We start from the raw sequence: 25584 nt of genomic DNA on the forward strand, positions 1-25584 counted from the left end.
AAGGAAGCGCGTTAGGAGCGCTCTTCCCAGACCTTCGCCAATTCGACGATGGTCTTCACCGCCTTGTCCATGTCCTGGCTCGAGACGAATTCCAGCGGGGAATGGAAGGCATGGCCGCCGGCGAAGATGTTGGCGCAGGGCAGGCCCATGAAGGACAGGCGCGAGCCGTCTGTGCCGCCGCGGATGCTCTCGCGCCGAGGCTCCATGCCGGCGCGCCTGACCGCCTCCACGGCATGCTCGATGATCTCCGGGTGCCGGTCGAGCACCTCCTTCATGTTGCGGTACTGCTCCTTGACCGTGAAGGTGTAGCTGGAGCCCGGATAGTTCTCCATCACGTCCCGCGTGATCTTCTCCAGCAGCGCCTCTTTCGTCTTGAGGCCCTCCTCCGTGAAGTCGCGGATGATGAAGCTCAGATTCGCCTTCTCCATCACGCCCGAAGCGCCGGTCGGATGAATGAAGCCGTCGCGGCCCTTCGTGGTCTCGGGCGCCATGTCCCTCGGCAGGCGCGCGACGATGTCGCCCGCGATCCTGATGGCGTTCTCCATCCGGCCGTAGGCGAGGCCCGGGTGGATCGCCACGCCCTTGATGGCGATCTCCACCGCGTCCGCCGAGAAGGTTTCGTCCTCGATGCTTCCGGCGGCTCCGCCGTCCATGGTGTAGCCGAAATCGGCCCCGAGCTTCTTCAGGTCGACCTTGTCGACCCCGCGGCCAATCTCCTCGTCCGTGGTGAACAGGATGCGGATCGTGCCGTGCTTGATGTCCGGGTTGTTGATCAGGAACTCGGCGGCCGCCACGATTTCAGCGATGCCGGCCTTGTCGTCGGCGCCGAGCAGCGTGGTGCCGTCCGACGTGACGATGTCGTGGCCGATCATGTCCTTCAGGACCGGATGGTCGGCGACGCGGATGATCCGGGTGGAATCGCCCGGCAGCCGGATGTCGCCGCCCTGGTAGTTGCGGACGATCTGCGGCTTGACGTTCGTGCCGGAGAAGTCCGGCGCCGTATCCATGTGCGCGCAGATGCAGATGACCGGAACACTGTTCTTCGGGGTGTTCGACGGAATGGTGCCGTAGACGTAGCCGTGCTCGTCGAGATGCGCGTCGGTGACGCCGATGGACAGGAGCTCATCGACCAGCAGGCGGCCGAGATCTTTTTGCTTCTCGGTGGAGGGCTGGGTTTTGGAGGAGGCGTCGGACTGGGTATCGATGACGACGTAACGGAGGAAACGGTCGGTAACGCTGACGGCCATGAATTGTCATCCATATCGCGAAGGGACGTGGACTTGTAGCCGGGAAAGGACGCCGCGTGAATGGGGTGCCGGGAAATCGACGGGATGGCTGCCCCAGGCCGAAGGGATGCTACGGCCCGGGGCTTCCCGACATCATGTCTTCATGCGGCCTTCACGTCCGTGAGGAAGCTCTGAACCTCGCGGCTGAGGTCGCTGGAGTGGCGCGCCAGCTCCTGGGCGGCCCCGAGCACACGGCTTGCGGCCGTGCCCGTCTGCTCGGCCCCCTGCCTCACGTCGAGGATGCTGCCGCTCACGGACGCGGTGCCCCGCGCGGCCTCCTGCACGTTGCGGGCGATCTCGCCGGTCGCGGCTCCCTGCTCCTCGATGGCCGCGGCGATCGCCACGGAGGTTTCGGACATCTGCCCAATGGTGCTGCCGATGTTCTGGATCGCGCTCACCGCCTCCCGGGTCGCCTGCTGGATCTCGACGATCTGAGCCGAGATCTCCTCCGTGGCCTTGGTGGTCTGGTTCGCCAGCTCCTTCACCTCGGAGGCCACGACCGCGAAGCCCTTGCCGGCCTCGCCGGCGCGGGCCGCCTCGATGGTGGCGTTGAGCGCCAAGAGGTTCGTCTGCCCCGCGATGGTGTTGATGAGCGCGATGACCGCGCCGATCTTCTCCGCCGTGCTGGCGAGCGCCTGAACGGTGACGTCCGTGCGCCGCGTCTCCTCGACAGCCGCGCCTGCGACCTTCGCCGACTGGGAGATCTGGGCTGCGATCTCACGGGTGGAGATGGACAGCTCCTCGGTCGCCGCAGCCACGGTCTGCACGTTCAGGGATGCCTGCTCGGCCGCCGTCGCAACGGTCTGGGACTGCACGTTGGTCTGCTCGGCGGTGGACGCCATGGTCTGGGCGGTGCCCTCCATCTCGAACGCTGCGGTCGAGAGGGTCTGGGTGAGGGCCGCGACATTGGCTTCGAACTGGCGTGTCAGCTGGTCGAGACGCTGGGCGCGGCGCGCCTGCGCATCGGCACCGACCGCGTGGATCTTGTCCGCCTCGTCCTTGGCGATCAGCGTATCCCTGAACACCTCGACCGCATGGGCCATGGCGCCCAGTTCGTCGCTGCGATCGCGCGCCGGCACATTGATCTGCCGCTCGCCTTCTGCAAGGGCCCGCATGACTCCTCCGAGGGCGAGGATGGGCTTGGTCACGCTGCGGCCGATGAAGGTTGCCACCACGCCGATCACCAGGACGATGACGGCGACGCCGGACAGGAGCTTCAGGGCGGTGCCCCACACCTTGGCGGCGGTGTCGTCCGTATAGACGCCCGAGCCGATGATCCAGCCCCAGGGTTTGAACCCCTTCACGTAGGAGATCTTGCCGACGGGCTCCTGCGCACCGGGCTTGGGCCACAGGTACGGCACGAAGCCGGCGCCGCTCTCCTTCACCTTGTCGACGAAGGCCACGAACAGGCGCAGGCCCGTGGGATCCTTGTTCTCCGTCAGGTCGACGCCGACGAGTTCGGGCTTGATGGGATGCATCACCATCTTGGGATGCATGTCGTTGATCCAGAAATATTCCTGGGTGTCGTAGCGCAGAACCCTGATCGCATCGGCGGCCGCCTTCTGGGCGGCCTCGCGGGTCATGCGGCCGGCGCGCTCCTCCGCCTCGTAATGCGCGAGAATGCCATAGGCCGACTCGACCACATGCTGCGTCTTGACCATCTGCGCCTCGGTGATCTCCCCGCGCAGGTGAAACAGTGCAACGGCGATGATCGCAGCGATGCCGACCAGGGCCGTCAGTGTAATGGAGTGGATTTTTGTCCCGATACCGAATTTCATGCGCATGCAGTCCCCCAGAATCTGCAATTCTCTTGTTTATGGTGATGTTCTGCCCAATCCGACGCGGAAGAACCTTCCGTCAGCTTCATCTGAATTCTTGCGGGAGCAGAGAAAGCTATCAGTTAGCGTTTTTGGTTAAGAAGTCGTTCATGCGGCGCGGAACAGCGCACGTTTCAGCCAAAAACCTCATGTGGCCCCTGCCCTCGTCACGACGCTCTATGGACCCGCACCGGCTGTTTCGCCTAGGCTGACGGCTCTTCCGGATAGACGGGCCGGCCCCACGGCCCTGGAGGTTTCGATGAAGCGATCCGAGACAGTCATCATCAGCTGCGCGATCACCGGGTCGATCCATACGCCCAGCATGTCGCCCTATCTCCCGGTCACGCCGCAGCAGATCGCCGAGAGCGCCATCGGGGCGGCGGAGGCCGGGGCCGCGATCCTTCACCTGCACGCGCGCGATCCTGAGACCGGCCGGCCGACGCAGAGCCCGGAGGTGTTCCGGCAGTTCCTGCCGGCCATCAAGGACGGCACCAACGCCATCGTGAACATCACCACGGGCGGCGGTCTCGGCATGTCGCTTGACGAGCGCCTCGCGGCGGCGAAATGGGCGCAGCCCGAACTCGCCTCCATGAACATGGGATCATTCAACTTCAACATCTCCGGCGCGGGAGGACGCATCGAGACGTTCAGGAACGACTGGGAGAAGCCCTATCTGGAGATGACCAAGGACTTCATCCTGTCCAACACCTTCACGCAGATCGAGCGCGGGATGACGGAACTCGGCGCGCTCGGCACGCGCTTCGAGTTCGAGTGCTACGATGTGGGCCACCTCTACAACCTTGCCCATTTCGCAGACCGCGGGCTCGTAAAGCCGCCCTTCTTCGTGCAGGCGATCTTCGGGATCCTCGGCGGCATCGGCCCGGAGCCCGAGAACCTCATGCACATGAAGGCGACGGCCGACCGCCTGTTCGGGAACGACTACTACCTCTCGATCCTCGCCGCCGGCCGCCACCAGCTGCCGTTCGTGACCATGGGGGCCATCCTCGGCGGCCACGTGCGCGTGGGTCTCGAGGACAATCTCTACCTCTCCAAGGGGGAACTCGCGCCGTCCAACGCCGATCTGGTCCGCAAGATCCGCCGCATCCTCGAGGAACTCTCCCTCACCATCGCCACGCCGGACGACGCGCGCCGCATGCTGCAGACCAAGGGGCCGGAGAACACCGCCTTCTGAATCCTCAAGGAACTCGCCCGGCCGACGGGCTACCGCCGAAGAGCCCGCGGCCCTGCAATCCCTCAGGGCCCCTCGCCGCCTCCGCAATGCGCCATGGGCGCCGGGTTTCCAATCCTACGCGGGCATGCCTAAGATGGACTCCCGAAAACAGGGAGGAAACAATGAAGAGACGTTACGTTCTCAGCGCTCTGGCCGCTGTGGCCATGGCAGGTGCCGCGCAGGCGCAGACTTCCGTCAAGCTGGGCGTCCTGAACGACCGGTCGGGCGTCTATTCCGACCTTACCGGCGAAGGATCGGTGATCGCGGCCCGCATGGCCGCCGAAGACTTCAAGGCGGCCGAAAAAGGCATCAAAGTCGATATCGTCGCGGCGGACCACCAGAACAAGCCCGACATCGGCGCCAGCATCGCGCGGCAATGGTACGACCAGGAGGGCGTCGACGTCATTCTCGACGTTCCGACCTCCTCGGTGGCGCTCGCCGTGAGCGGCATCGCCCGCGAGAAGAACAAGATCCTGATCAATTCCGGCGGCGGCACCTCGGATCTCACCGGCTCCCAGTGCTCGCCCAACACCGTTCACTGGACCTACGACACTTGGGCGCTGGCGAACGGCACCGGCAGCGCCATGGTGAAGCGCGGCGGCGACACCTGGTTCTTCGTCACGGCGGACTACGCCTTCGGCCACGCCCTCGAGCGGGATACCACGGCCCTGGTCACGAAGGCGGGCGGCAAGGTCCTCGGCACGGTCCGGCATCCGTTCCCGGGCCAAGACTTCGCATCGTTCCTGCTGCAGGCGCAGTCCTCGGGCGCCAAGGTGATCGGGCTTGCCAATGCGGGCGGCGACTTCACCAACACCATGAAGCAGGCGGCGGAGTTCGGCATCGTCCAGGGCGGCCAGAGCCTCGCCGGGCTCCTCGTGTTCATCACCGACGTTCACTCCCTCGGCCTTCCGGTGGCGCAAGGGCTCGTGATGACCGAAGCGTTCTACTGGGACCAGAACGACCAGACCCGCGCCTGGTCGAAGCGCTTCGCCGAGCGGAACGGCGGCAAGATGCCCACCATGGTGCATGCGGGCGTCTATGCCGGCGCGCTCCACTACCTCAAGGCCGTCGAGGCCCTGAAGGGCAAGGACACCGCGCAGGTGATGGCCAAGATGAAGGAGATGCCCACGGACGATCCGCTGTTCGGCAAGGGCATGATCCGTCAGGACGGCCGCAAGATCCACGACATGTACCTGTTCGAGGTCAAGAAGCCGGCCGAGTCCAAGGGTCCGTGGGATCTCTACAAGCAGCTCGCCACGATCCCGGCCGACCAGGCCTTCCGGCCTCTCAACGAAGGCGGCTGCCCTCTCGTGAAGGGCTGATCGCAACCGACGCCGACAGGGCCGGATTCACCGGCCCTGTTTCCTTGACGGATCGACGACGGAAAGAAGCAGCGATGGATCTCGACATTCAGGGTTTGCGCGTTCTGGTGACGGCGGGAGCTGCCGGCATCGGTCTGGAGATCGCCAGAAGCTTCGTGCGCGAGGGCTCGAAGGTGCATGTCTGCGATGTCGACGACGCGGCGCTCGCCTCTCTCCTGACGAGCGACCCCGATCTCACGCAATCCCGCGCCGATGTCGCGAGCCGGTCGGATGTGAGCCGCCTTTTCGACGAGGCCCTGCAAGGGCTCGGCGGCCTCGATGTGCTCGTGAACAATGCCGGCATCGCCGGGCCGACCGCGCGGGTGGACGAGGTCGATCCCGAGGATTGGGACCGAACGCTCAGCGTCAACATCACGGGTCAGTTCAACTGCGCCCGCCTCGCGGTCCGGCATCTGCGCGAGAGCGGGAACGCTTCGATCGTCAACCTCTCGTCGGCGGCCGGCCGCTTCGGCTTTCCGCTCCGCTCCCCCTACTCCGCCGCCAAATGGGCCACCGTGGGGTTCACGAAGACGCTTGCCATGGAGCTGGGGCCGCTCGGAATCCGGGTCAACGCCATCCTTCCGGGCGTGGTGGAGGGCGAGCGGATCCGCCGCGTGATCGGCAGCAAGGCCGCGGCGCGCGGGATCAGCTACGAGGAGATGGAGAACGAACTCCTCCGGCATGTCTCGTTGAGAACCGCCGTGACCCCGCAGCAGATCGCCGACCAGATCGTGTTCCTGTGCTCGCCGCGCGGCCGGACGATCTCAGGCCAGGCCATCGCCATCGACGGGGACACCCAGTCCCTCGCGTGACCGTGACCCGGCCTGCCTCCGGGATCTTCGATACGTCCAATCTCCTGCTTGCTTTATTCCCCGGGCGCCCGAGTATCATTGTTCAATCTGTCCCATAGGGCAGGCAAGAAGAACCATGGGAGGACCGACGATGCACCGCAGAACCCTCATCCTCGCCGCAGGCGCCGCCGCGCTTCTGGCGGCCGTCCCGGGCGCCCAGGCGCAGGAGGCCGTCAAGGTCGGCCTGATCCTGCCGCTGACCGGCCCCTTCACGGCCATCGGGCGCCAGGTCGAGACCGGCGCCAGGCTCTACATGCAGCAGCACGGCGACACGGTGGCCGGCAAGAAGATCGAGCTGATCGTAAAGGACGACGGTGGCGTGGCCGACGCGACGAAGCGGACGGCCCAGGAGCTCATCGTCAACGACAAGGTGGACGTGCTCGCCGGCTTCGGCCTCACGCCGCTTGCCCTCGCCACCGCGCCGCTCGCCACGCAGGCCAAGGTGCCGATGGTGGTGATGGCAGCGGGAACGGCGACGATCACGGAGGCCTCGCCCTTCATCGTGCGCACCAGCTTCACCCTGCCGCAGGCCACCGAGCCGATGGCCGATTGGGCCGCCAAGAACGGCATCAAGAAGGTGACGACCCTGGTGTCGGATTACGGCCCCGGCATCGATGCGGAGAAAGCCTTCACGGGTGTCTTCACCAAGGCGGGCGGCCAGGTCGAGAGCCTGCGGGTGCCGCTGGCCAACCCCGACTTCTCGCCCTTCCTGCAGAAGGTCGCCGACGCCAAGCCCGACGCCCTGTTCGTGTTCGTGCCCGCAGGCCAGGGCGCGCAGTTCATGAAGCAGTTCGTGGAGCGCGGCTTCGACAAGAGCGGCATCAAGCTGATCGGCCCCGGCGACGTCACGGACGACGAAGTGCTCAACAACATGGGCGATGTCGCTCTCGGTGCGATCACCACGCACCACTATTCGGCGGCGCACGACAGCCCCGAGAACAAGTCCTTCGTGGAGGCGTTCAAGAAGGCCAGCAACGGGACGCGCCCGAACTTCATGGGTGTGGGCGGCTATGACGGCATGCACCTGATCTACGAGGGCCTGAAGAAAACCAACGGCCAGGGCGGGCAGGCGCTGATCGACGCCATGAAAGGCATGAGCTGGACCAGCCCGCGCGGCCCGGTCTCCATCGACCCGCAGACCCGCGACATCGTCCAGAACATCTATGTGCGCAAGGTGGAGCGCAAGGACGGGGAGCTCTACAACGTGGAGTTCGCCACGATCCCGAACGTCAAGGACCCGGTGAAAGCCGCCAAGTCCAACTGACCTCACAACACGAGACGCGCCGCACCCTGAGTGCGGCGCTTTTCACGCCCTGGGGCTCTTCCGAACGCAACATGCCGGAGGACATGAGATGGACCGTTTCACCGGCGGCTGCCTGTGCGGCGATGTCCGCATCGTGGCGACGGGGCGCCCTTACCGGGTTGGCCTGTGTCACTGCCTCGACTGCCGCAAGCATCATGGGGCGCTGTTTCATGCCTCCGCGATCTTCCCGCAGGATGCGGTGACGATCGAGGGCGAGACGCGCGACTATGCCGGGCGGTTCTTCTGCCCCCGCTGCGGCTCGTCCGTGTTCTCACGCAGCGGGGACGAGATCGAGGTGAACCTGGGTTCGCTCGATGAGCCCGACCGGCTGGTGCCCACCTACGAACTCTGGACCATCCGCCGCGAATCCTGGCTGCCGCCGTTTCCCCTCGCGAAGCACTACGAGCGCAATCGCGACGGCACGAGCCGCTTCGAGGAATAGGTTAGCTGCAGCATCGGACCCAAAAGTGGATTTGCACTTTTGGGATTGATCCGATGCTTCTCCGTAGAGTGAGAGCATCGTTCTTGCGGACCCGGAGGGCCGCACGATGCTCTAAGCGAGCGGCGCATCCACGATGCAGACGACGCCGGTCGTCGGGAATGCGATTTGCGCCGTGCCGTCGAGGTCCTGCGAGAGGCTGCGCTCGATGAGCCGCGATCCGAAGCCCCGCCGCGACGGTGGCCGGACGGCGGGACCGCCGCTCTCCTCCCACTGGAGATGCAGGCGCGGCCCATCCGTGCCGGGCTGCACGCTCCAGGCGATGCCGATTGCGCCCGTCTCGTTGGACAGGGCCCCGTATTTCACCGCATTGGTCGCAAGCTCCTGCAGCGCCATGGCGAGCGCCAGGGCCATGCGGGGCGGCACGCGGACCCTCGGTCCTGCGAGGTGCAGGCGGTCCTCGCCGCGGCTCGAATAGGGCGCCACGGCCTGCTCGACGATGTCATACAGGTCGGCGCCCTCCCAGTTCTCGCGGGTGAGAACGTCATGGGCGCGCGACAGGGCGAACAGGCGGGCTTCGAGCGCCTCCCTGGCCTGCTGGGCGGATTCCGCGTTGCGCAAGGTCTGCGATGCCACCGACTGCACGGTGGCCAGCGTGTTCTTCACCCGGTGGTTCAGCTCGTTGATGAGAAGCTGCTGATGCTCCTGGGCGATCCGGCGGTCGTGGATGTCGATGGAGACGCCGAACCAGCGCACGATCTCAGCCGTGCGCGGATCGCAATAGGGCTCGGCCCGCACGAGGAACCAGCGATACTCCCCCTCCTTCGAGCGGATGCGGTGCTCGACCTCGAAGATGCCCTGGTTGCGAATAGCCTCTTCGAAGGCCTGCATCGTGACAGCCTGATCGTCGGAATGGACGAAGTCTGCGGCGACCTGGGCCGCACTGTCGGGCTTGTCGGTCGCGCCGGTATATTCGAACCATTGCCGGTTGAAGAACTCGGTCTGTCCTTCCGCATCGGTGACCCAGATGATCTGCGGCACCGCATCGGCCATGAGCCGCAGGCGCTCCTCGCTCTCCCGCAGACGGTCCTCGGCCTCCACCTGCTCGGTGACGTCGCCGTAGAACACCGCCAGGCCGTCGCCGACCGGATAGGCATGCATGTCGATCCAGCTCACCCGTCCGTGGGGCCAGACATAGCGGTGCTTCATGGTGACCGGGGCCTTGGTCTCCATGGCCTGCCTGAACATCTCGCCGAGAGCCGGATCGGCATCGGGATGGGCCTCCCAGTGGGTCTTGCCGATGACCTCATGCCTGGGCCGACCCTCCAGGCGCAGGGCTTCCGCATTCATGTCGATGATGCGGAAGTCCCGATCCATGAGCGCCAGGCTTTCGCCCATGCCGTCGAGCACGCCGCGCAGGCGGGTCTCGCTGTCGCGCAGGGCCGCCTCCATTGTCATCCGGCCGGTGGTCTCGACCACGATGGCGAGCACGCCCCCCGGCTGCCCAGACTCGTCGATCACGGGGCTGTAATCGAGGTTCATCCAGACCTGCTCGGGGACGCCCTTGCGGTAGAGGGTCAGCTCCTGATCCCGAAACGACAGGGTGCCGCCCGCCATGCCGACCTCCATGACGCGAGCGTTGAACGCCGCAACCTCCGGCCAGCCCTCCAGCACGTTCGAGCCGAGGAGCCGCGGATGGCGCCCCGCCGCGAACTCCGAATAGGGGCCGTTGTAGATCATCACCCCGTGCTCGCCCCACAGCAGAACCATGGGGATCGGCGAGCGGAGCATCAGCCCGACGGTGGTCTTGAGGCTCTGGGGCCAGCCGGAAATCGGCCCGATGGGCGTGGCGGCCCAGTCGTAGCGCCGGATCAGTTCCCCGGCCTCACCGCCGTCCCGGAGGAAATCGGGGTATGGTGGAGTTCTAGCGTCCATCGCCCTGCCCGTCTCTCTGAGCGACCCCGCTGTCCCGTGGCGCAGCTTGGCCGGAGCGACGGAAGGCGGCTCCCGTTCTCTCGGGGATCAGGGTTACGGGCCCTGGCGCGAAAGACAGGTCCAGAACTGTTCGAAAAGGCATGGGCTCTGTCTACGGCTGGCAACGGCGAGGCTTTCGGTCTGTTCTAGCACCCTGGTCGGCCGCGGCAATGGCCGGGCGGCGCGTCATCGACGCAAGGGTGCGGCTGCGGACTGGGCAGGAACAGGCCGCGCCGCGATGAAAACCGTGGCCATGCAGGGGTTCGGAAGGCGCGCTCGCCTACTGCACCGTGACTTGGTCCTTGATCTTCTCGAAGACCGTGCGGCGCAAAATCTTCTTCTTCACAAGATCGTCAACGGATCGATAGGGCCGCCCCCTGATGATGGCGCGGCCGAGGGCGCCCGCCCCTTTGAGGGCATTCAGCTGCTCGAAGGAGGCCCGGTTGAGATCGACCAGCTCGGCGGCAGGGCTCTCCGGGCGCACCGGCTCCGCGAGGCTTGCCTGCCTGGCGACGGCCCCGGTCATGTCGACGTCGGTGGGAAGGGCCGATGCAGCCGGTTCAGATGAGACGGAGGCCTGCTCGACGGCCAGCGGCGGCGGAGCGGCTGCCAATGGCGCAGGGTCGGCATCCCGTGGGCCGGAGGCGGGCACGTAAGACGCTTCCACCGTCGGGCCCGAGGCTGCGAGGGAGGCCTCGGAATCCGCATCGGCCACCTGCACGCGCTCGACCCGCTGCGGCAGTTCCACAATCTGCTGCTCGCCGGCCAGGATCTGCGGCGGCGCGGCAGTGATCATGCCGCCCGTGCGGGCGCCGCTGCCTGCGGAGAGCCACAGGGCCAGCGATCCGCCGGCCATGAGGCCGATCACCAGCAGCACGCGCATCGCCTGAAGGGCCGCGCTGTCATGTTGTTCGCGGGAAGTCCGGGTTCGTGACAGGTCGCCGATCTGCATGGGGTCCTCGCACCTTGTCTCGCGGTGGATGCTCCACTCTTGCCGAGCGTTCATGCGGCAGGCCGGGTTCGTCTCTGCGCATGCAGTGCTAGGGCTAGAGGCGGGATGTGGCGCAGGCGTGGCAATCTGCGTTGATCGGGCGCGATCAACGGAAATTCCGGATAGGTGCGCAGATTTTCTGCAGGATCACGCCTTTGCCAGTAACGTCATCACCTGTCGAAACGAGGCTCAGACCTTGCGCACGCGTGCAGGCGCGCCGAAATCGCATTCGAGGGCTGCGCGGTCCCAGCGCCCTGCAACGGCCGCAGCCTCGTAGGTGGCGGAGAGGAAATCGAGCAGCAGCGCATCGGGATCGGACGCTTGGCGCAGCACATCGTAACGCAGAATGAACTCGCCGAGACTGGGATCGAACTCCGCTCCCGGCGGCATGGCCGCGTCGCGAAAGCCCGGCGGCTCGGGATAGGCATAGGAATAGAACGCCGCGTGCGGATAGGCGTCGCTGCCGGGCCAGAAGCCGGCGCTCGAGACCTCGTGCGAGTAGGCTTCGCGGGTCACCTCATCCGGCAGGCCGGGCACGCCGCCGGGATGGAGCGGCGCCTCACGCCCGGAAAAGCGCGTGACCGCGAGATCGAAGCTGCCCCAGAAGAAATGCACCGGCGAGACCTTGCCCAGGAAGCCGCTGCGGAAGAGACGGAACACCCGGTCGGCCTGCACCAGCATGCGCCAGAAGCGATGGGCGGCATCCGCATCGTAGGATGCATGCTCGCGATCCTCCGAGAAGCGGATCGGATTCTGCACCTCGTTCGGCATCTCGTTGATCGACACTTTGATGCCGATGCCGTCGAGCAGGCTGAGAAGATCGGCGTAGAACGCCGCGACGCTCTGCGCCCGAAGCGGCAGCATGCGCTCGTCGCCGCGGCTGGTGCGCACGAGCAACCGATGAGCGATGAAGTCGAACTCGATCTCCAGGATCTCGCGGCCGACAGGCATGGGCGATGTGGTCAGGCCGCGCGCGGACACGTAAAGCGGCACATGCCAGCCGTGATTGAGCCAGGGCGTCAACGCAAGCCGGATCTTGCCGACGATCTGCGTCCAGAGCTGCAGGGTCGCGGCCGTGTCGCGCCAGGCGGGATAGGGGAGTTCGGGCCAGCCACCGTCATCCATGAAGCGCCTCCAGGCGGAGCGGGATCGCGAACGGCCAGTATAGAGGCAGGATCGCAGGCTGGGCAATGCAGCCTGCGATCCGATTGTTCAGGCAGCCGGGCGCAGGCCTGCGATGGCTGCCGGGATCTCGATGTCGACCTCCAGGGTCGACACGGAGGCGCCGCGGTCCATCTTGATCTGGACCTTGTCCTGCGGCACGGCCAGGTGCTTGGCGATCACGGCCATGATCTCCTCGCGCAGGATCGCCACGAGATCGGACTCGCCGCCGCCCACGATGGTGCGTTCATGCGCGAGCAGGACCTGGAGACGCTCGCGGGCGACCGGGGCGGATGTCGTGTTGCGCTTGAAGAAGTTGAAGAGGCTCATGCGGCCCTCCTTGCGAAAAGCTTGCTGAACAGACCGCGCTGCTTCTGGACCTCGACGGCCGTCTCGCCCTGCAGCTTGCGCACGGCTTCGAGATAGGCCCGCGCCGGCGCGGAGTTCGGGCTGCCGAGGGTGACCGGCGCGCCGAGGTTGGAGGAGCGCAGCACCTCGGTGCTTTCCGGGATGATGGCGAGGAGCGGGATCGACAGGATCTCAAGCACGTCCTCGACCTTCAGGATCTCGCCGCGCTGCGCGCGCGCCGCGTCGTAGCGGGTGAGCAGCAGGTGCTTTTCCACCTGCTCGCCCTTCTCCGCCTTCTCGGTCTTGGAATCGAGCATGCCGATGATGCGGTCGGAATCGCGGATGGACGACACTTCCGGATTGGTCACCACCACAGCCACGTCCGCGTGGCGCATGGCGAGCGTCGCGCCGCGCTCGATGCCGGCCGGGCTGTCGCAGATGATCCAGTCGAACTTCTCGCGCAGGCCCTCGATGACGCGGGCAACGCCCTCGTCGGTGAGGTTGTCCTTGTCGCGGGTCTGGGAGGCGGGCAGCAGCGAGAGCGTCTCGATGCGCTTGTCCTTGATCAGCGCCTGCTCGATCTTCGCATCGCCCTTGATGACGTTGATCAGGTCGTACACCACCCGCCGCTCGGCGCCCATGATCAGATCGAGGTTGCGCAGGCCGACATCGAAATCGATCATCGCCACCTTCTGCCCCGACTGCGCCAGCGCCGCACCGAGGGCCGCCGTCGAGGTCGTCTTGCCGACGCCTCCCTTGCCCGATGTCACCACAAGAACTTTTGCCATCCTTGGTCTCCTCACCCTTCAGAACTGTTGTTGCGACGGCATCACCAGCAGGTTCTCCGGAAAACCGTAGAACTTGGTCGGAGAGCGGAGGTGGATCGAGCTGTCGCGATTTTTACGCAACGGAATGAAATCTATTCGGCGCCCGTTATGGTTACCGGACGGTTAAGATTTTCGCCGGAGCATACGATTTTCGGTGAAAACAAAGGCTTTTCGCCGGGGAGCGTGCTCTCCCCGTACAACGAGGAGTGAGGATCTGCCCAAATGAAAGGGGCGCCCGCAGGCGCCCCTTTCGTGCTGATGACATTCCACGGTCAGTTTGCGGGAGCTTTCCAGCGGGAGCTGAACTTCGAGCCGACCTGCCAGCGCTTCACATCGCTCTCAGAGTCCTTGCACGGCAGAGTGATGGCATCCCGGAGGTAGGAAAATTCCGCATCGACGACTGCACCCATCAGGAAGCAGACCTCGTCCCGCCGTCCGAGCGGCTTGTTCTGCAGCACGAACTCGGCCCGAATGACGACTGCCTCCACCTTGCGCCTGTTCCAGTCCGCATCGCCGAAATCCTCGACCGAGTAGGACTTGGCCTCAAGCTCCCAGCGATCGCGGATCATCTGCTTGTAGGAGCGCACGAATGCCGGGAAAAGCTCGGCGGCCCCACCGAAGACTCCATCGCCGCGCTTGTCGCCGCTCGCCTTCACCTCGGCGATAAAGGTATCGACGACGCCGGCGATGCGATCCTGCGCCGCACGGGCGAAGGAGTGGTTACGGGATTGCAGATCGCGCTCGATGTTCTCGCGTTTGGCTGCCTCATCGAGGATTCGCTGTTTCAGGAGGGTGGCCTCCTGCTGCAGCGTCTTGCGGGCTTCTTCCTCCTTGGCCATGGCATTGGCCACCTCGGTAGCCTCGGCCTGGAGCACGGCCTTGATCTCCAGGGGGTCGATCCACATCGGTGCCACAACGTAGTCGAGACGTTCGCGCTTCATGGCTTTGACGATCTCCGCCAGATCCGTGGCGGCTGCATAGATCGCGTTGCACTTGCGGGTTTGGAAATCCGCGAACGCATCATCGAGCGAGGTCTTCGTGAAGGTGATGTCGTTCGTCGAAACGTTGAAGACGGTGCTCGTCTTTCCCAGAACGGCGATCCGATGCGCCTCGGGATCGTCCGGGACCGTCTGGCAGATGCGGGCCTGGCTCGGGTTGGTGAGCACGAGCCCGAAGCCGGAGCTCTTGCCGCTGAGGATTTGCGCCTCAAGCGTTGCGGAGCTCAGAACCTCGTCCTGCAACGCCCTCACGACCTCCGGGCCCGGAATAGACGCCAAGCGGCCGAAGGTCGTCTCCACCTTGCGCACGACGGTCGAGACGTAGCCCTGCGCCTGCGACAGGAGGCCGATGCGCTGGAAGACGATGACGTCGTATCGCTCCATGCCGTCGATCGGGCATGCCTCCTGGGCGATGCGAACGCCCTGGACATCCAGTTCCTGCCGCTGGATCTGGGCCATAGTCAGCCGCTCCAGATCCTTGATCCGCTCGACGCTGCGATCCTGGGCAAAGCAGATCGACGGGTTCCGGTCCTTGAAGACCAGATCGCCCTTGAGGCTCTTCACGATGCGGCCGGAAGCCGTGTTGTAGAGGAAGATCAGCTCCTCGTTGTCGCCATCGATCAGGAAGCGGGTGCGCTCTGTGATGCCGAGTTGTCGGGCAAGCGCCGTCTGGGGATCTTCCGAGGTCTTCGGCGTGTTCTTCTCGGTCCACGCGACCATTACCGACTCATAATCGTCCTTCAGGTTCTTCGTGTCGATGTAGCGGGAGAACTCGTTGTTGGCGCGGTTGAGGCCGTTGAGGCTCCGCTCCTTCAGGACTTTGGCGAACTGCTCGCCGAACTTGGTGAGGTCCGCCGTATGCGGAGACAGGATGTTGCCAGCCACATAGGATTCGATGAAGGCAACGTTCTTGCTCGCCTCCAAGGCCGCCTCTGAGATCCGGCGGTCGAGAGCCTGCTGCCGCTCGTCGGCGAGGCTCTTCATGAACACGCCGAACGTCGCGTCATCCTTGAAGAAAGCTTCGAGGCGCCTCCTGCCGTCCTTGGCAGCTTTCAGGTTCTGGGAATCCACGGCCGCCTTCGTGGAGACGGCGGTCTTCGCGATCTCGGCCAGGTTCGGCGGGCTTCCGCCTGCGGCGACCCTGTCCTTCAGGTACTGCGAGATGTCGTTCAGGAAATCCGCGATTTCCTGCATGTCCTTGCTCTGGCCCGATCCGCCGCCCGCCGCGGCTTCGGCCTCCGCCTGCTTGAAGCGGTTGTAGAATTCGACCGGAACCCGCTGCCAGTTCGCCGAAGCCGACGTCTTGCAGTAGTGATTGCCGTTATCGGCCTTCGCACAGGTGCGGAAGCCGTCGAGCGAGAATTCCTGGGCGAGGGAGGACGAGAGGAGGCCATAAAGGCCCCCTCCGATCAGCACCGCCGTCGCCAGGCGACGCGGAAGGCTTAAGCGCATTCGGTGCGTTCCTCGGTCGAGGGCTTACCCTGGAAGGTGATCGTCTCCTGGATGGTCCGGCAGGTCTTGCCGTCCGGCATCTTGTCGACCTTGGCAACCTTGATCGAGCCGGTTGCGTCCTTGCTCTTCCAGTTCGTGGTCGAGCCGGCCGGCTTCTTCGTGGCGGTGTTCACGGCCTGCTGGCGTTGGGCCTTCGACTGGGCATCCATGTTCGCGAGGATCTGGCCGAGAACCGCTCCGACGAGGGCGCCGGCGATGATGCCGCCCGCCTTGCCTTTGCCGACTGCCGCCCCGACGGCTGCGCCGCCGGCGCCGCCCAAGAGCGCGCCGAAAGGATTCTGCTGGGCATGAGCGGGAGCAACAGTCCCGAGCGCCAGCGAGAAAGCAATAAGAGATGTGGTGATGAGTTTACGCATACAGGCCCCCTTATGTGTTTTTGTGCCTGAATTCAGCCTACATCTTGCCACTTCTCCGACACAATAAGGAAAACCCGAGGTTGCACCGCTTTTCGTGCAAATGGTTCATGCCGCTATGCACAGACGGCCAGGGAGCGCCCTCAAGCACTCCCGACCTCAACGGATAGCGTCTTGTTCGTGGGGGCATTCGATCCCGAGCCGCTCGGCACCGAGGTTGGCGTTCACCTCAGGCGCCTGTGCCCAGTCACAAGCATGAAAAGGGCCTCACGGTGACCGTGAGGCCCCTGCAGCTCTTACCGTCCGTCTCTCTTCAGACCGCCCGTCTCCGCCCCACCGGTCTGGGCACCGCCGGTGCCGATGGCACCGGCCGAGGCGGCGGGGCCGCCGGCGGGCAGGGTTCCGCCCGGCTGGAGCGGCGTGGACAGGCCCGACGGAGCCTTGGGCGGGTTGGCCGAGGAGAACCAGTTGTCGTCGGACGGGCTGCCGCCGGCCGCCGGCGAGGATCCGCCGCCATGCAGCAGGGCGTCGTCCGCCTGGGCCTTGCCGCCCTGCCCCGTCTGGCCGCCCGTGCGGCCACCCGAGGATGCTGCCGATCCGGCTCCGGCATAGGTCCGCACCCCGGCGGCCCCCTGCCCCATGCCGCTGCGGCGCGAGCCTTCGAGGCTGCGGTCGATGACGCCGCTCTCGAGCGGGAACGGCGGCTGCGGACGGCGCTGGGCCGGGCGTATGGGCCGGCTGGTGGCCTGCGAGTTCGACCGGTTCATGCTCCACAGCAGGGCTCCGGCGCCGACGGCCATCATGCCGGCGAGCACGCCGAAGACGGTGCCCGTGGGCAGGCCGTAGCGGCTCGGCATCATGGATTGCGGCATGTGCCAGCGGCTGGCTTCGTAGGATGCGATGCGCTCGCGCTCATAATCCCGCTGCAGGCTCTTGAGCTCGCTCGGGGAGAGGACACCGCGGGCGACGATCATCACCCCGTTCTCCTCCAGTGTGAAAGCATGGCGGATGGAGCCGGTCAGGTCCTTGAAATCGACGGCCCAATCGTGGCTGTCCTTGTCCGGCCGCGCGGCCAGTTCGTCGAGCTGGCGCAGGATCTCGTCCTGCTTGTGCTCCAGGTCGGCCACATAGCCGGACGTCCGTTCATGGTCGGACAGGGCCGGGTAGAGCACGTTCTGCTGCGCCGCGATGTGCCGTTCCATCTCGTCCTGAAGATCGGCGAACAGCTCCGAGCGGCTGTTCGGGCCGCTGCCCGTCGCCCGCAGCACCTCCCGGCAGAGCTCCTCGATATTCGCGTGATCGTTCGTCACCATCTGCCATAGGTCCATGGAAGCCTCCTCTTGAGCCTTTGCCTGATGATGAACGGCTTGGGTGGACGGCTGTTCCGATGGAAGCGCCGCTTTAAGGGAATTCGGCCTGAAGGAGCCGCAGGGATTCGGTTCCTGCTGACAAGGGTCCCTCCCGGTTGCTATTGACAGTGCGGTACCGGACCAAATCCGCAGACGGCGATGGGTGTCCGGGAACGTGAGGAGCATAGCCAGCCCATGAACGCGCAAGCACAGCAGGACGCCCTTCGCTCCATCCCGCCGGGGCTACCCACTTATGACGACGTGCTGACAGCTGCGTGGCGCATCAAGGACGTCGCTCACCGCACGCCGGTTCTCACCTCCCGCACCGCCGACGCGCGCACGGGCGGCAAGCTGTTCTTCAAGGCAGAGAATTTTCAGCGCTCGGGCGCCTTCAAGTTCCGCGGCGCCTACAACGCCATCGCGCGGCTGTCGCCCGAGGCGAAGACGCGCGGCGTCGTGGCGTTCTCCTCCGGCAATCACGCTCAGGCCATCGCCTATGCCGGGCAGCTGCAGGGGGTGCCCACCGTCATCATCATGCCGCAGGATGCGCCGGCCATGAAGGTGGCGGCCACGAAGGGCTATGGCGGCGAGGTGGTCATGTACGACCGCTACACGGAGGACCGCGAGGCCATCGGGCGCCGGCTCTCGGCAGAACGCGGCCTCACCCTCATTCCTCCCTATGACCACGAGGACGTGATCGCCGGCCAGGGCACGGCCGCCAAGGAGCTGTTCGAGGAGGTGGGCTCCCTCGACATGCTCCTCGTCTGCACCGGCGGCGGCGGGCTGCTCGCGGGCTCGGCGCTTGCCGCAAAGGCGCTCTCGCCGGAGTGCCGAATCTACGGCGTCGAGCCGGAGGCGGGCAACGATGCGCAGCAATCGTTCCGCTCAGGCTCCATCGTCAGGATCCCCGTGCCGGCCACCATCGCCGACGGGGCGCAGACGACCTACATCGGAACCAAGACCTTCCCGATCATGCGTGCCCTCGTGGACGACATCCTCACCGTGTCGGACGCGCAGCTCGTCGACACCATGCGCTTCTTCGTGGAGCGCATGAAGATCGTCGTGGAACCCACGGGCTGCCTGTCGGCGGCTGCGGCGCTGAACGGGATCGTGCCGTGCGAGGGCAAGCGCGTCGGCATCATCATCAGCGGCGGCAACGTGGATCCAAAGGCGCTGGCGGGATTCTTGGCGGGGTAGTCCTCGCTATCGCTCCGGTGTCATTCCCGGCCGGAGCGCAGCGGGGGGGAAGGGAATCCATCGCACTGAGCGTGAGAATGGATCCCCTTCCCGGCCTGCGGCCGCCGGGGATGACACAACCCTCGTCATCCCCGGGCTTGTCCCGGGTATCCACGTCTTCATGGCGCCGTGGTTCAAAGACGTGGATGGCCGCAACAAGTGCGGCCATGACGGCGAGAGTGACATCTTACCGACCAACCCGCACCACCACCGCCATGCCGTCGTGATCGCCGGTGGTGAGCTTCGGGTCGTCGATGAGCGCGTTGCCGAGAGCGACGAAGCCGCTCACCTTGAAGGACGTGCTGCGATCGAGCCTCTGCGTAAAATCGTCTCGCGCCCGGTTGAACGAGCCGTATTGGTGCGGCGGATCGCGGAACGGATCGACCTCCTCGCGGCTGAAGGCGCCGGTGAACAGGTAGCCTTGTTCCAACGCATGCGGCCCGAAGATGCGGCCGTGATTGTTGCTCATCTCGAAGATGTCGTTGGAGAAGGCATCGTCCCTGCCCTGCGGCAGCTGTGCGTGGAGCTGCCCGCCGATGAAGCCCTGATAGCCGGCGGAATGTCCAAAGCGCACGGGATAACCGGCGCGGGCGGCGGCCGCGAGCAGGCGCGCCTTCGCGTCCTCCACGCTCGCGGCGCCCTTGTCGATGATGATGACGTTGATCGGCTCGCGCAGGTTCTTGCCGCGATAGATTTCGCCGAGCCAGTCGGACGGAACGCCCTTGGCGGTCAGCATCCACTTGCCGATGGCCGGCAGGCCTTCCGGCGTCGCGATATCGACGCCCTGCTGTGCCTGGGCCGGCGGCGCGGATGTCAGCACGGCGCAAAGGATGAGAAGGCACAAACGAATGCGTGTCATTCGCCTCTCCTGAAGCCACGCCTCAGGAGAGCACGATCAGGCGCTGTTGACTATGGCCCTCAGGTCGGGGCCTTGACCGCAACCACAGCGTAACGGTGCTGCGTGGCGCGCTCGATCCCCTTGAGCAGCGGCAGGTTCCTGGCTTGCTCGCGATGGATCGGCTTCAAGTTCCGGTCGATGATCGTGTGCGCGAAGCCCGCCTCGCGCAGAAGGGCCGCGACGTCCTGGGCCCGCGCGCCTTTCGAGAAATATACCCGCTTCAGGATGCGCTCATGGGTTTCGCGCATGGCATTCGGCGCATGCGGCGCGCCGGCAAGCCCCGGCACCAGCTTCTCGACGAGGCGGATCATGCGCCTGACCAGCGTGTCCGACACGAAGTCGCCATCGACGACGAGAAGCCGGCCGCCCGGCTTCAGGAGGGAATGCCACTCCCGGAACGCCGCCTTCGGGTCGACCAGCGTCCACACCAGATGGCGCGTGACGAGCACGTCGTAGCTGCCCGGCTGCTCCAGCGTCCGCTCGGCATCGCCCATCACGAAGCGGATGTCCGCGCCGCGACGCGCCGCCTTGGCGCGCGCCTGGTTGAGCATCGCCTCCGACCAGTCGAGGCCTGTGACGGCAAAGCCGAGGCCGTGCAGCAGATGCGAGATCACCCCCGTGCCGCTGGCGAGATCGAGCGCCCGGCGCCCCTCACCCGGGCCGAGATGGCGGGTGAACAGGTCGCGCCACGCCTGCCGCTCGCCTTCCGAGAAGATCTCATGCCCCACCTGCTCGTCGAAGGTGGCCGCGCGCGCCGACCAGTAGTCGCGGATCTCGTCCCGGAGCGTGTAGTTCGCGTTCATGAGAAGCCCATGGCAGAAGATGAATTCCGGCGCTCCTCTAGGGGCAGAATCAGAAGACGTCAAACTGGAATGATTGTAAACTGTAGAATAGAACGATTTTAAACTGCGTGTTTACTGTTTTTAATTAAAGTAATTCTAAAAGATAATTCTTGCATGACTATTTGATCGACCCTAGGAGAGGCCCGCTTTCTCAACACATGCGAGGCGCATGATGCAACTCTCCAAACTGGTATTCGGTGCCGCCCTGGCGCTCGTCGGGCTCCTGCCCGCTCCTTCCAACGCCGCCGACAAGATCACCGTGACGGACATCACCGGCCGCAAGGTCGAGGTGAAGGCTCCGGTCGAGAAGGTGATCCTCGGCGAAGGGCGGCAGATGTATTTCGTCGCCACCCTCGACACGGATGAGCCGTTCAAGCGCGTCGTCGGCTGGCGCGACGACCTGCAGAAGGCCGATCTCGATGGCTACAAGGATTATCTCGCCAAGTATCCGCAGATCGAGAAGATCCCGACCTTCGGCGGATTCAAGGAAGGCACCTTCGACGTCGAGCAGGCGGTTGCGCTCAAGCCCGACGTGATCCTCCTCAACATCGAGGCGAAGGCCGCCACCGACGACGCCAAGCTCATCGAGAAGCTCGCCAAGGTCGACATTCCGGTGGTGTTCGTCGACTTCCGCGAAAAGCCCTTCGAGAACACCGATGCCAGCATGCGCCTCATCGGCAAGCTGTTCGGCAAGGAAGCCCGCGCCGAGGAGTTCATCGCCTTCCGCAAAGCGCAGATCGACCTCGTGACCGAGCGCCTCGCCAAGGCCAATCCCGCAAAGCCCCTGGTGATGGTGGAACGCGCCGGCGGCTATTCGGACGATTGCTGCATGTCCTTCGGCAACGAGAACTTCGGCAAGTTCGTCGAGGTGGCCGGCGGCCGGAACCTCGCGGCCAAGATCATTCCTGGCACCTTCGGCGTCGTGAACCCCGAGCAGATCATTGCCAGCAATCCCGACCACGTGATCGTCACGGGCTCGAACTGGGAGCTCTACGTGCCCGGCGGCGCCTGGGTCGGCGTCGGCTCCGGAGCGGATAAGGCAAAGGCGAGAACCAAGCTCGCTGCCCTGATGAAGCGTCCGGCCTATACCGGCGTGAAGGCGGTGAAGGACAGCAAGGTCCACGCCATCTGGCACCAGTTCTACAACAGCCCGTACCAGTTCGTCGCCATCCAGGCGATGGCCAAGTGGCTGCACCCGGAGCTGTTCAAGGACGTGGATCCCGACGCCACCATGAAGACGCTCTACGAGCGCTTCCTGCCCGTGCCGTACAAGACCGGCTACTGGGTCTCCCTCTCCGACAAGGAATAGGCTCTTGGCCCACTCCCCTGCCATCGCCATGACCAAAGGACGCGGTGCCTACCGCGTCCTCGTGCAGCGCAAGAAGCTCGTGCTTCTTGCGCTTGCCGTCGTTCTCGTCCTCTCCGTCATCGCCGATCTGGGCCTGGGTCCGGCGCGCTATTCCATGCACGAGGTCGTGCTGGCGCTGATGGGCTCGCCGGACGTTTCGGAGCAGATCAGCGTCGTGATCTGGGATATCCGCATGCCGGTGGCGCTGATGGCGGTCGTGGTCGGCGCCGCGCTGTCGGCCGCGGGCGCTCAGATGCAGACGATCCTCAACAACCCGCTGGCCAGCCCCTTCACGCTCGGCATCTCGGCGGCCGCGAGCTTCGGCGCCTCCGTCGCCCTCGTGTTCGGCGTCGGCTTCCTGCCCTGGGCCATCGACTACGTGGTGTCGCTCAACGCGCTGATCATGGCCATGCTCGCCGCCCTGTTCATCCATTTCATGAGCCAGCGGCGCGGCGTGACGGTCGAGACCATCGTGCTGCTCGGCATCACCCTCGTCTTCACCTTCAATGCGCTTCTCGCGCTGGTGCAGTATCTCGCATCCGAGCAGGCGCTCACGGCCGTCGTGTTCTGGACCATGGGCAGCCTGACCCGCGCCACCTGGCCGAAGCTCGCCATCACCACGGCGGTGGTCGCGGTCTCGCTGCCGCTCTTCATGCGCCGGGCCTGGGCCCTCACGGCGCTGCGCCTCGGCGACGACAAGGCCGCGAGCTTCGGCGTCAACGTGCGCTGGCTGCGGCTCGAGACCATGATGATCATCAGCCTGCTCGCCGCCGTGCCCGTGGCCTTCGTCGGCACCATCGGGTTCATCGGGCTGGTGGGTCCGCACATCGCCCGCATGCTGGTGGGCGAGGATCAGCGCTACTTCCTGCCGGCTTCTGTCTTGTCGGGCGCGGCGATCCTGTCGCTCACCTCGGTCATCAGCAAGTCCATCGTGCCCGGCACCATCTTTCCCATCGGCATCATCACGGCGCTCGTGGGCGTGCCGTTCCTCTTCAGCCTGATCATGTCCACCCGGAGGCGCGCATGGTAGCGACCCTGCAACTGACCGATGTCGGCGTCCGCTACGGCAAGCAGGACGTGCTCGCCGGCGTCACCACGCCCGTTCTCAAGGGCGGCGAGGTCACGGCGGTGATCGGCCCGAACGCCGCCGGCAAGTCGAGCCTGTTCCGGCGCATCGCCGGCCTGCTCGACGGCCCCGGCGACATCCGCGTCGACAATGGCACATCGGGCGCGCAGGCGAGCCATGTCTGCTACATGCCGCAGGACACGTCGGTGAACACGGTTCTGACCGTCTACGAATCCGTCCTGCTCGCCCGCAAGCAGGGCGCGCCGCGGAAAGTCAGCGACGAGGATCTCCAGGAGGTCGACCGCGTGCTCTTCAGCCTGCGGATCGACCCCATCGCGTTCAAGGGCCTCAACGAGCTCAGCGGCGGTCAGCGGCAGCTGGTGTCCCTCGCCCAGGTGCTCGTGCGCGAGCCGAAGATCCTGCTGCTGGACGAGCCGACGAGCGCCCTCGACCTGCACCGGCAGGTGGAGGTGCTGGCGCTGATCCGCTCGCTTGCCCGCGAGCGCGAGATCTGCGTGGTGCTTGCCATCCACGATCTCAACCAGGTGCTGCGCGTGGCCGACCGGGTGATGGTGATCGATGCCGGCACCATGGTGTCCTGCGGCCCGGTGGAGGCGGTGATCACCCCGACGCTGCTGCAGAACATTTACCGCGTCGATGGGCGGATCGAGCGCTGCTCGCGCCTGTGCCCGCATGTGATCATCGACGGGCCGCTCGAACTTGCATGAGGGCAGCGGCAGGACGGGCCGGCACTGGATAGCCTCGCGCCAGCCCGACTGCCTATAGTCGGATCCTCTCGAATCATGGGATCCCGCGAATGAGTTCTGGAATGCCTGAGCGTCGGTCGGACGAGCGGTTTGCGACCGTCCTGGAAGGGCGGATCGCAGGTGCGAACGGTCAGGCCCCCATCGAATGCTTCGTCAGGGACCTGTCGCGATCCGGGGTGCGCCTGGTGATCGACGGTTCGGCAGACATCCCGGTGGAATTCGAGCTTCAGATCCCCGATGCCGGCGCCGCCGCCATGACACGGCTGGTGTGGACGGACGGCACCCATTACGGGGCGCAATTCACGGGTTGAAGAGCAGGCGCGATCAACGCTCTCTTCACCCCTTCATGCCAGAAGAATCCCCATGACCTATTCCCGCGACACCACAGCCATCTCCGAACTCACCGGCCAGCCCGTCAGCACCTGGTCCGAGGAATGGCGGATCGAAACCGAGGCCCGGACCCTGCTGAAGATGTCCAAGGCCGAGCGGGATGCCTTCTTCAACGGCCGGAAGGATGCGGACGGCAAGACCGTCGACCGCGGCGTGGTCGCCATCCGGGGGCTCAAGGCAGCGGAAGAGATCAAGGCGACCATGGAGCGGCTGCAGGAAGCTCGCGCAAAACGGAGCTGAGACAGGGCGGATGCTCAGACCCGCCTCAAGGGGCCATCATGAAGAAGTCCTTGTAGGTCAACCTCAGGTTCGCATCGATCTTGGCGAACTGGATGGCCGCTCGCGAACCAGTCCCGTCCGGATCGTAGTACAAGGCACCTGCAGCCCTGTCGTGGATGATGCGGTCGCTCGCATCGTGCGCGGCCGTTCCCACCCAAAAGGCGCTCGCCTTCATGTCCCGGTTGGCGCCGCCGGCACCCTTGAAGACGGCTGTCGACAGGACAATGGTGTCATACCTCGCGTTGAAATCGGTAATCCTGTCGACGTTGGATCGCGACGGCGCCCAATCGAACACGAAGCTGTCGCGGCCTCCATAACCGCTGAGAAGATCGCGGCCGGTGCCACCGACGATGAAATCGTCGCCGCTGCCGCCCCAGATGGAGTCGTTGCCGGCGCCGCCCCAAAGGAAATCTTTCCCGCGGTTGCCCTGAATCCAGTCGTTGCCGCCTAGTCCGATGAGCGATTCACCGCCGTCGGTGCCGTAAATCTTGTCGCTCCGCGCGGTTCCTAGCGTATCCCCTTTCGCGAAAATGATCGCCATGTTCGCTCCTCCTCATCAACTGAAACAATGTCCTTGTTGCCCGCCTCGCTCCTGAAGATCAAGCCGAGAAGGTCACATTATATCAGATATATCGTATAGGAAGCTATGAACGTGTGCCTACGCACATGTGTAGAGGGGGAGAATCTGCACAGACAACGGACCTCATTCCTAGATCTGGAAAGAAAAAGGGTCGCGCTCAGCCCTGTTATCGGCTGTGTTCGCGACCCTTTTGACCGTATTTGCCCCTACGGCGGGTCCGGAATAGTCCATAAAAATCGTGAGATCAAGGATTAATAGTTCGCAAATAAACGGTCATTCGCGTCAGAATAGCGCATCTGTTCTATTGACATACTAACTTGGCACCACGTTTCGTCACAATTTAGCCAGATTACTCTACGAATAGAGAGGTTCACGAC

Annotated in this window: 24 protein-coding genes; 11 read left to right on the forward strand and 13 right to left on the reverse strand. The window is 65.1% G+C overall.

The window, feature by feature from the left end:
* Positions 1-11: 11 nt before the first annotated feature.
* Together pepT and JAO75_RS02925 are read right to left on the reverse strand one after the other, a co-directional pair.
* Positions 12-1247, reverse strand: a complete 1236-nt coding sequence (gene pepT / locus JAO75_RS02920; protein ID WP_199046530.1) for a peptidase T — start codon at positions 1245-1247, stop codon at positions 12-14.
* Positions 1248-1387: 140 nt separating this feature from the next.
* Positions 1388-3064, reverse strand: a complete 1677-nt coding sequence (locus tag JAO75_RS02925) for a methyl-accepting chemotaxis protein (RefSeq protein ID WP_199046532.1) — start codon at positions 3062-3064, stop codon at positions 1388-1390.
* 298 nt (positions 3065-3362) lie between these two features.
* Here JAO75_RS02925 and kce point away from each other — a divergent pair, with 298 nt between their 5' ends.
* From kce to JAO75_RS02950, 5 genes are all read left to right on the forward strand, one after another.
* Positions 3363-4295, forward strand: coding sequence for a 3,5-dioxohexanoate:acetyl-CoA acetone transferase (kce, locus tag JAO75_RS02930; protein WP_199046534.1), 933 nt, complete (start codon positions 3363-3365; stop codon positions 4293-4295).
* A gap of 161 nt (positions 4296-4456) precedes the next feature.
* Positions 4457-5656 (forward strand): ABC transporter substrate-binding protein, encoded by a 1200-nt coding sequence (locus JAO75_RS02935; protein ID WP_199046536.1) that lies wholly within the window; start codon positions 4457-4459, stop codon positions 5654-5656.
* 74 nt (positions 5657-5730) lie between these two features.
* Positions 5731-6507 carry an SDR family oxidoreductase gene (locus tag JAO75_RS02940; protein WP_199046538.1) on the forward strand — a complete coding sequence of 259 codons (777 nt, stop codon included), beginning with the start codon at positions 5731-5733 and terminating at the stop codon, positions 6505-6507.
* Between the two features lie 130 nt (positions 6508-6637).
* Positions 6638-7810, forward strand: coding sequence for an ABC transporter substrate-binding protein (locus JAO75_RS02945; protein WP_199046540.1), 1173 nt, complete (start codon positions 6638-6640; stop codon positions 7808-7810).
* Between the two features lie 88 nt (positions 7811-7898).
* Complete coding sequence (locus JAO75_RS02950) at positions 7899-8291, forward strand: GFA family protein (protein WP_199046542.1); 393 nt, start codon at positions 7899-7901, stop codon at positions 8289-8291.
* 111 nt (positions 8292-8402) lie between these two features.
* On the opposite strand, the gene JAO75_RS02955 is transcribed toward JAO75_RS02950, so the two are convergent.
* From JAO75_RS02955 to JAO75_RS02990, 8 genes are all read right to left on the reverse strand, one after another.
* Positions 8403-10223: a PAS domain-containing sensor histidine kinase gene (locus JAO75_RS02955; protein WP_199046544.1), complete on the reverse strand. Its 1821-nt coding sequence runs from the start codon at positions 10221-10223 to the stop codon at positions 8403-8405.
* A gap of 319 nt (positions 10224-10542) precedes the next feature.
* Entirely contained in the window at positions 10543-11214 is a 672-nt protein-coding gene (locus JAO75_RS02960; RefSeq protein ID WP_199046546.1) for a ComEA family DNA-binding protein, read from the reverse strand.
* Between the two features lie 228 nt (positions 11215-11442).
* The gene (locus JAO75_RS02965) at positions 11443-12378 is read right to left on the reverse strand and encodes a DUF5996 family protein (protein ID WP_199046548.1); all 936 of its coding nucleotides are present in this window, start codon (positions 12376-12378) and stop codon (positions 11443-11445) included.
* A gap of 87 nt (positions 12379-12465) precedes the next feature.
* Positions 12466-12744 carry a cell division topological specificity factor MinE gene (gene minE / locus JAO75_RS02970; RefSeq protein WP_199046550.1) on the reverse strand — a complete coding sequence of 93 codons (279 nt, stop codon included), beginning with the start codon at positions 12742-12744 and terminating at the stop codon, positions 12466-12468.
* Positions 12741-13550 (reverse strand): septum site-determining protein MinD, encoded by an 810-nt coding sequence (gene minD / locus JAO75_RS02975; protein ID WP_199046552.1) that lies wholly within the window; start codon positions 13548-13550, stop codon positions 12741-12743. The genes minE and minD overlap by 4 nt, the downstream gene beginning before the upstream one ends.
* 311 nt (positions 13551-13861) lie before the next feature.
* The gene (locus tag JAO75_RS02980) at positions 13862-16039 is read right to left on the reverse strand and encodes a hypothetical protein (protein WP_199046554.1); all 2178 of its coding nucleotides are present in this window, start codon (positions 16037-16039) and stop codon (positions 13862-13864) included.
* Positions 16030-16455, reverse strand: coding sequence for a type 1 periplasmic-binding domain-containing protein (locus tag JAO75_RS02985; protein ID WP_199046556.1), 426 nt, complete (start codon positions 16453-16455; stop codon positions 16030-16032). Before JAO75_RS02985 ends, JAO75_RS02980 begins: the two co-directional genes overlap by 10 nt.
* Before the next feature lie 293 nt (positions 16456-16748).
* The gene (locus tag JAO75_RS02990) at positions 16749-17780 is read right to left on the reverse strand and encodes a hemerythrin domain-containing protein (RefSeq protein WP_199046558.1); all 1032 of its coding nucleotides are present in this window, start codon (positions 17778-17780) and stop codon (positions 16749-16751) included.
* A gap of 216 nt (positions 17781-17996) precedes the next feature.
* Between JAO75_RS02990 and JAO75_RS02995 the strand changes: the two genes are divergently transcribed.
* Positions 17997-18998, forward strand: coding sequence for a threo-3-hydroxy-L-aspartate ammonia-lyase (locus tag JAO75_RS02995; RefSeq protein ID WP_199046560.1), 1002 nt, complete (start codon positions 17997-17999; stop codon positions 18996-18998).
* Positions 18999-19224: 226 nt separating this feature from the next.
* On the opposite strand, the gene JAO75_RS03000 is transcribed toward JAO75_RS02995, so the two are convergent.
* Positions 19225-19896 carry a hypothetical protein gene (locus JAO75_RS03000; protein WP_199046562.1) on the reverse strand — a complete coding sequence of 224 codons (672 nt, stop codon included), beginning with the start codon at positions 19894-19896 and terminating at the stop codon, positions 19225-19227.
* 59 nt (positions 19897-19955) lie between these two features.
* Positions 19956-20738, reverse strand: coding sequence for a class I SAM-dependent methyltransferase (locus tag JAO75_RS03005; RefSeq protein WP_199046564.1), 783 nt, complete (start codon positions 20736-20738; stop codon positions 19956-19958).
* Positions 20739-20946: 208 nt separating this feature from the next.
* Here JAO75_RS03005 and JAO75_RS03010 point away from each other — a divergent pair, with 208 nt between their 5' ends.
* The 5 genes from JAO75_RS03010 to JAO75_RS03030 all read left to right on the forward strand — a co-directional run bounded on the left by JAO75_RS03010 (position 20947) and on the right by JAO75_RS03030 (position 24588).
* Entirely contained in the window at positions 20947-22086 is a 1140-nt protein-coding gene (locus JAO75_RS03010; RefSeq protein WP_246742335.1) for an ABC transporter substrate-binding protein, read from the forward strand.
* 28 nt (positions 22087-22114) lie between these two features.
* Positions 22115-23155 (forward strand): FecCD family ABC transporter permease, encoded by a 1041-nt coding sequence (locus tag JAO75_RS03015; protein ID WP_425523147.1) that lies wholly within the window; start codon positions 22115-22117, stop codon positions 23153-23155.
* Positions 23149-23919: an ABC transporter ATP-binding protein gene (locus JAO75_RS03020; protein ID WP_199046569.1), complete on the forward strand. Its 771-nt coding sequence runs from the start codon at positions 23149-23151 to the stop codon at positions 23917-23919. Before JAO75_RS03015 ends, JAO75_RS03020 begins: the two co-directional genes overlap by 7 nt.
* Before the next feature lie 101 nt (positions 23920-24020).
* A complete protein-coding gene (locus tag JAO75_RS03025; protein WP_199046571.1) occupies positions 24021-24269 on the forward strand; it encodes a PilZ domain-containing protein in 249 nt (82 codons plus the stop codon).
* A 52-nt stretch (positions 24270-24321) separates the two neighbouring features.
* Positions 24322-24588 (forward strand): DUF7696 family protein, encoded by a 267-nt coding sequence (locus JAO75_RS03030; RefSeq protein ID WP_199046573.1) that lies wholly within the window; start codon positions 24322-24324, stop codon positions 24586-24588.
* A 25-nt stretch (positions 24589-24613) separates the two neighbouring features.
* Here JAO75_RS03030 and JAO75_RS03035 read toward each other — a convergent pair whose 3' ends face one another.
* Positions 24614-25168: a calcium-binding protein gene (locus JAO75_RS03035; RefSeq protein WP_199046575.1), complete on the reverse strand. Its 555-nt coding sequence runs from the start codon at positions 25166-25168 to the stop codon at positions 24614-24616.
* Positions 25169-25584: the final 416 nt, after the last annotated feature.

This window comes from Microvirga splendida, assembly GCF_016427565.1.
Lineage (GTDB): Bacteria > Pseudomonadota > Alphaproteobacteria > Rhizobiales > Beijerinckiaceae > Microvirga > Microvirga splendida.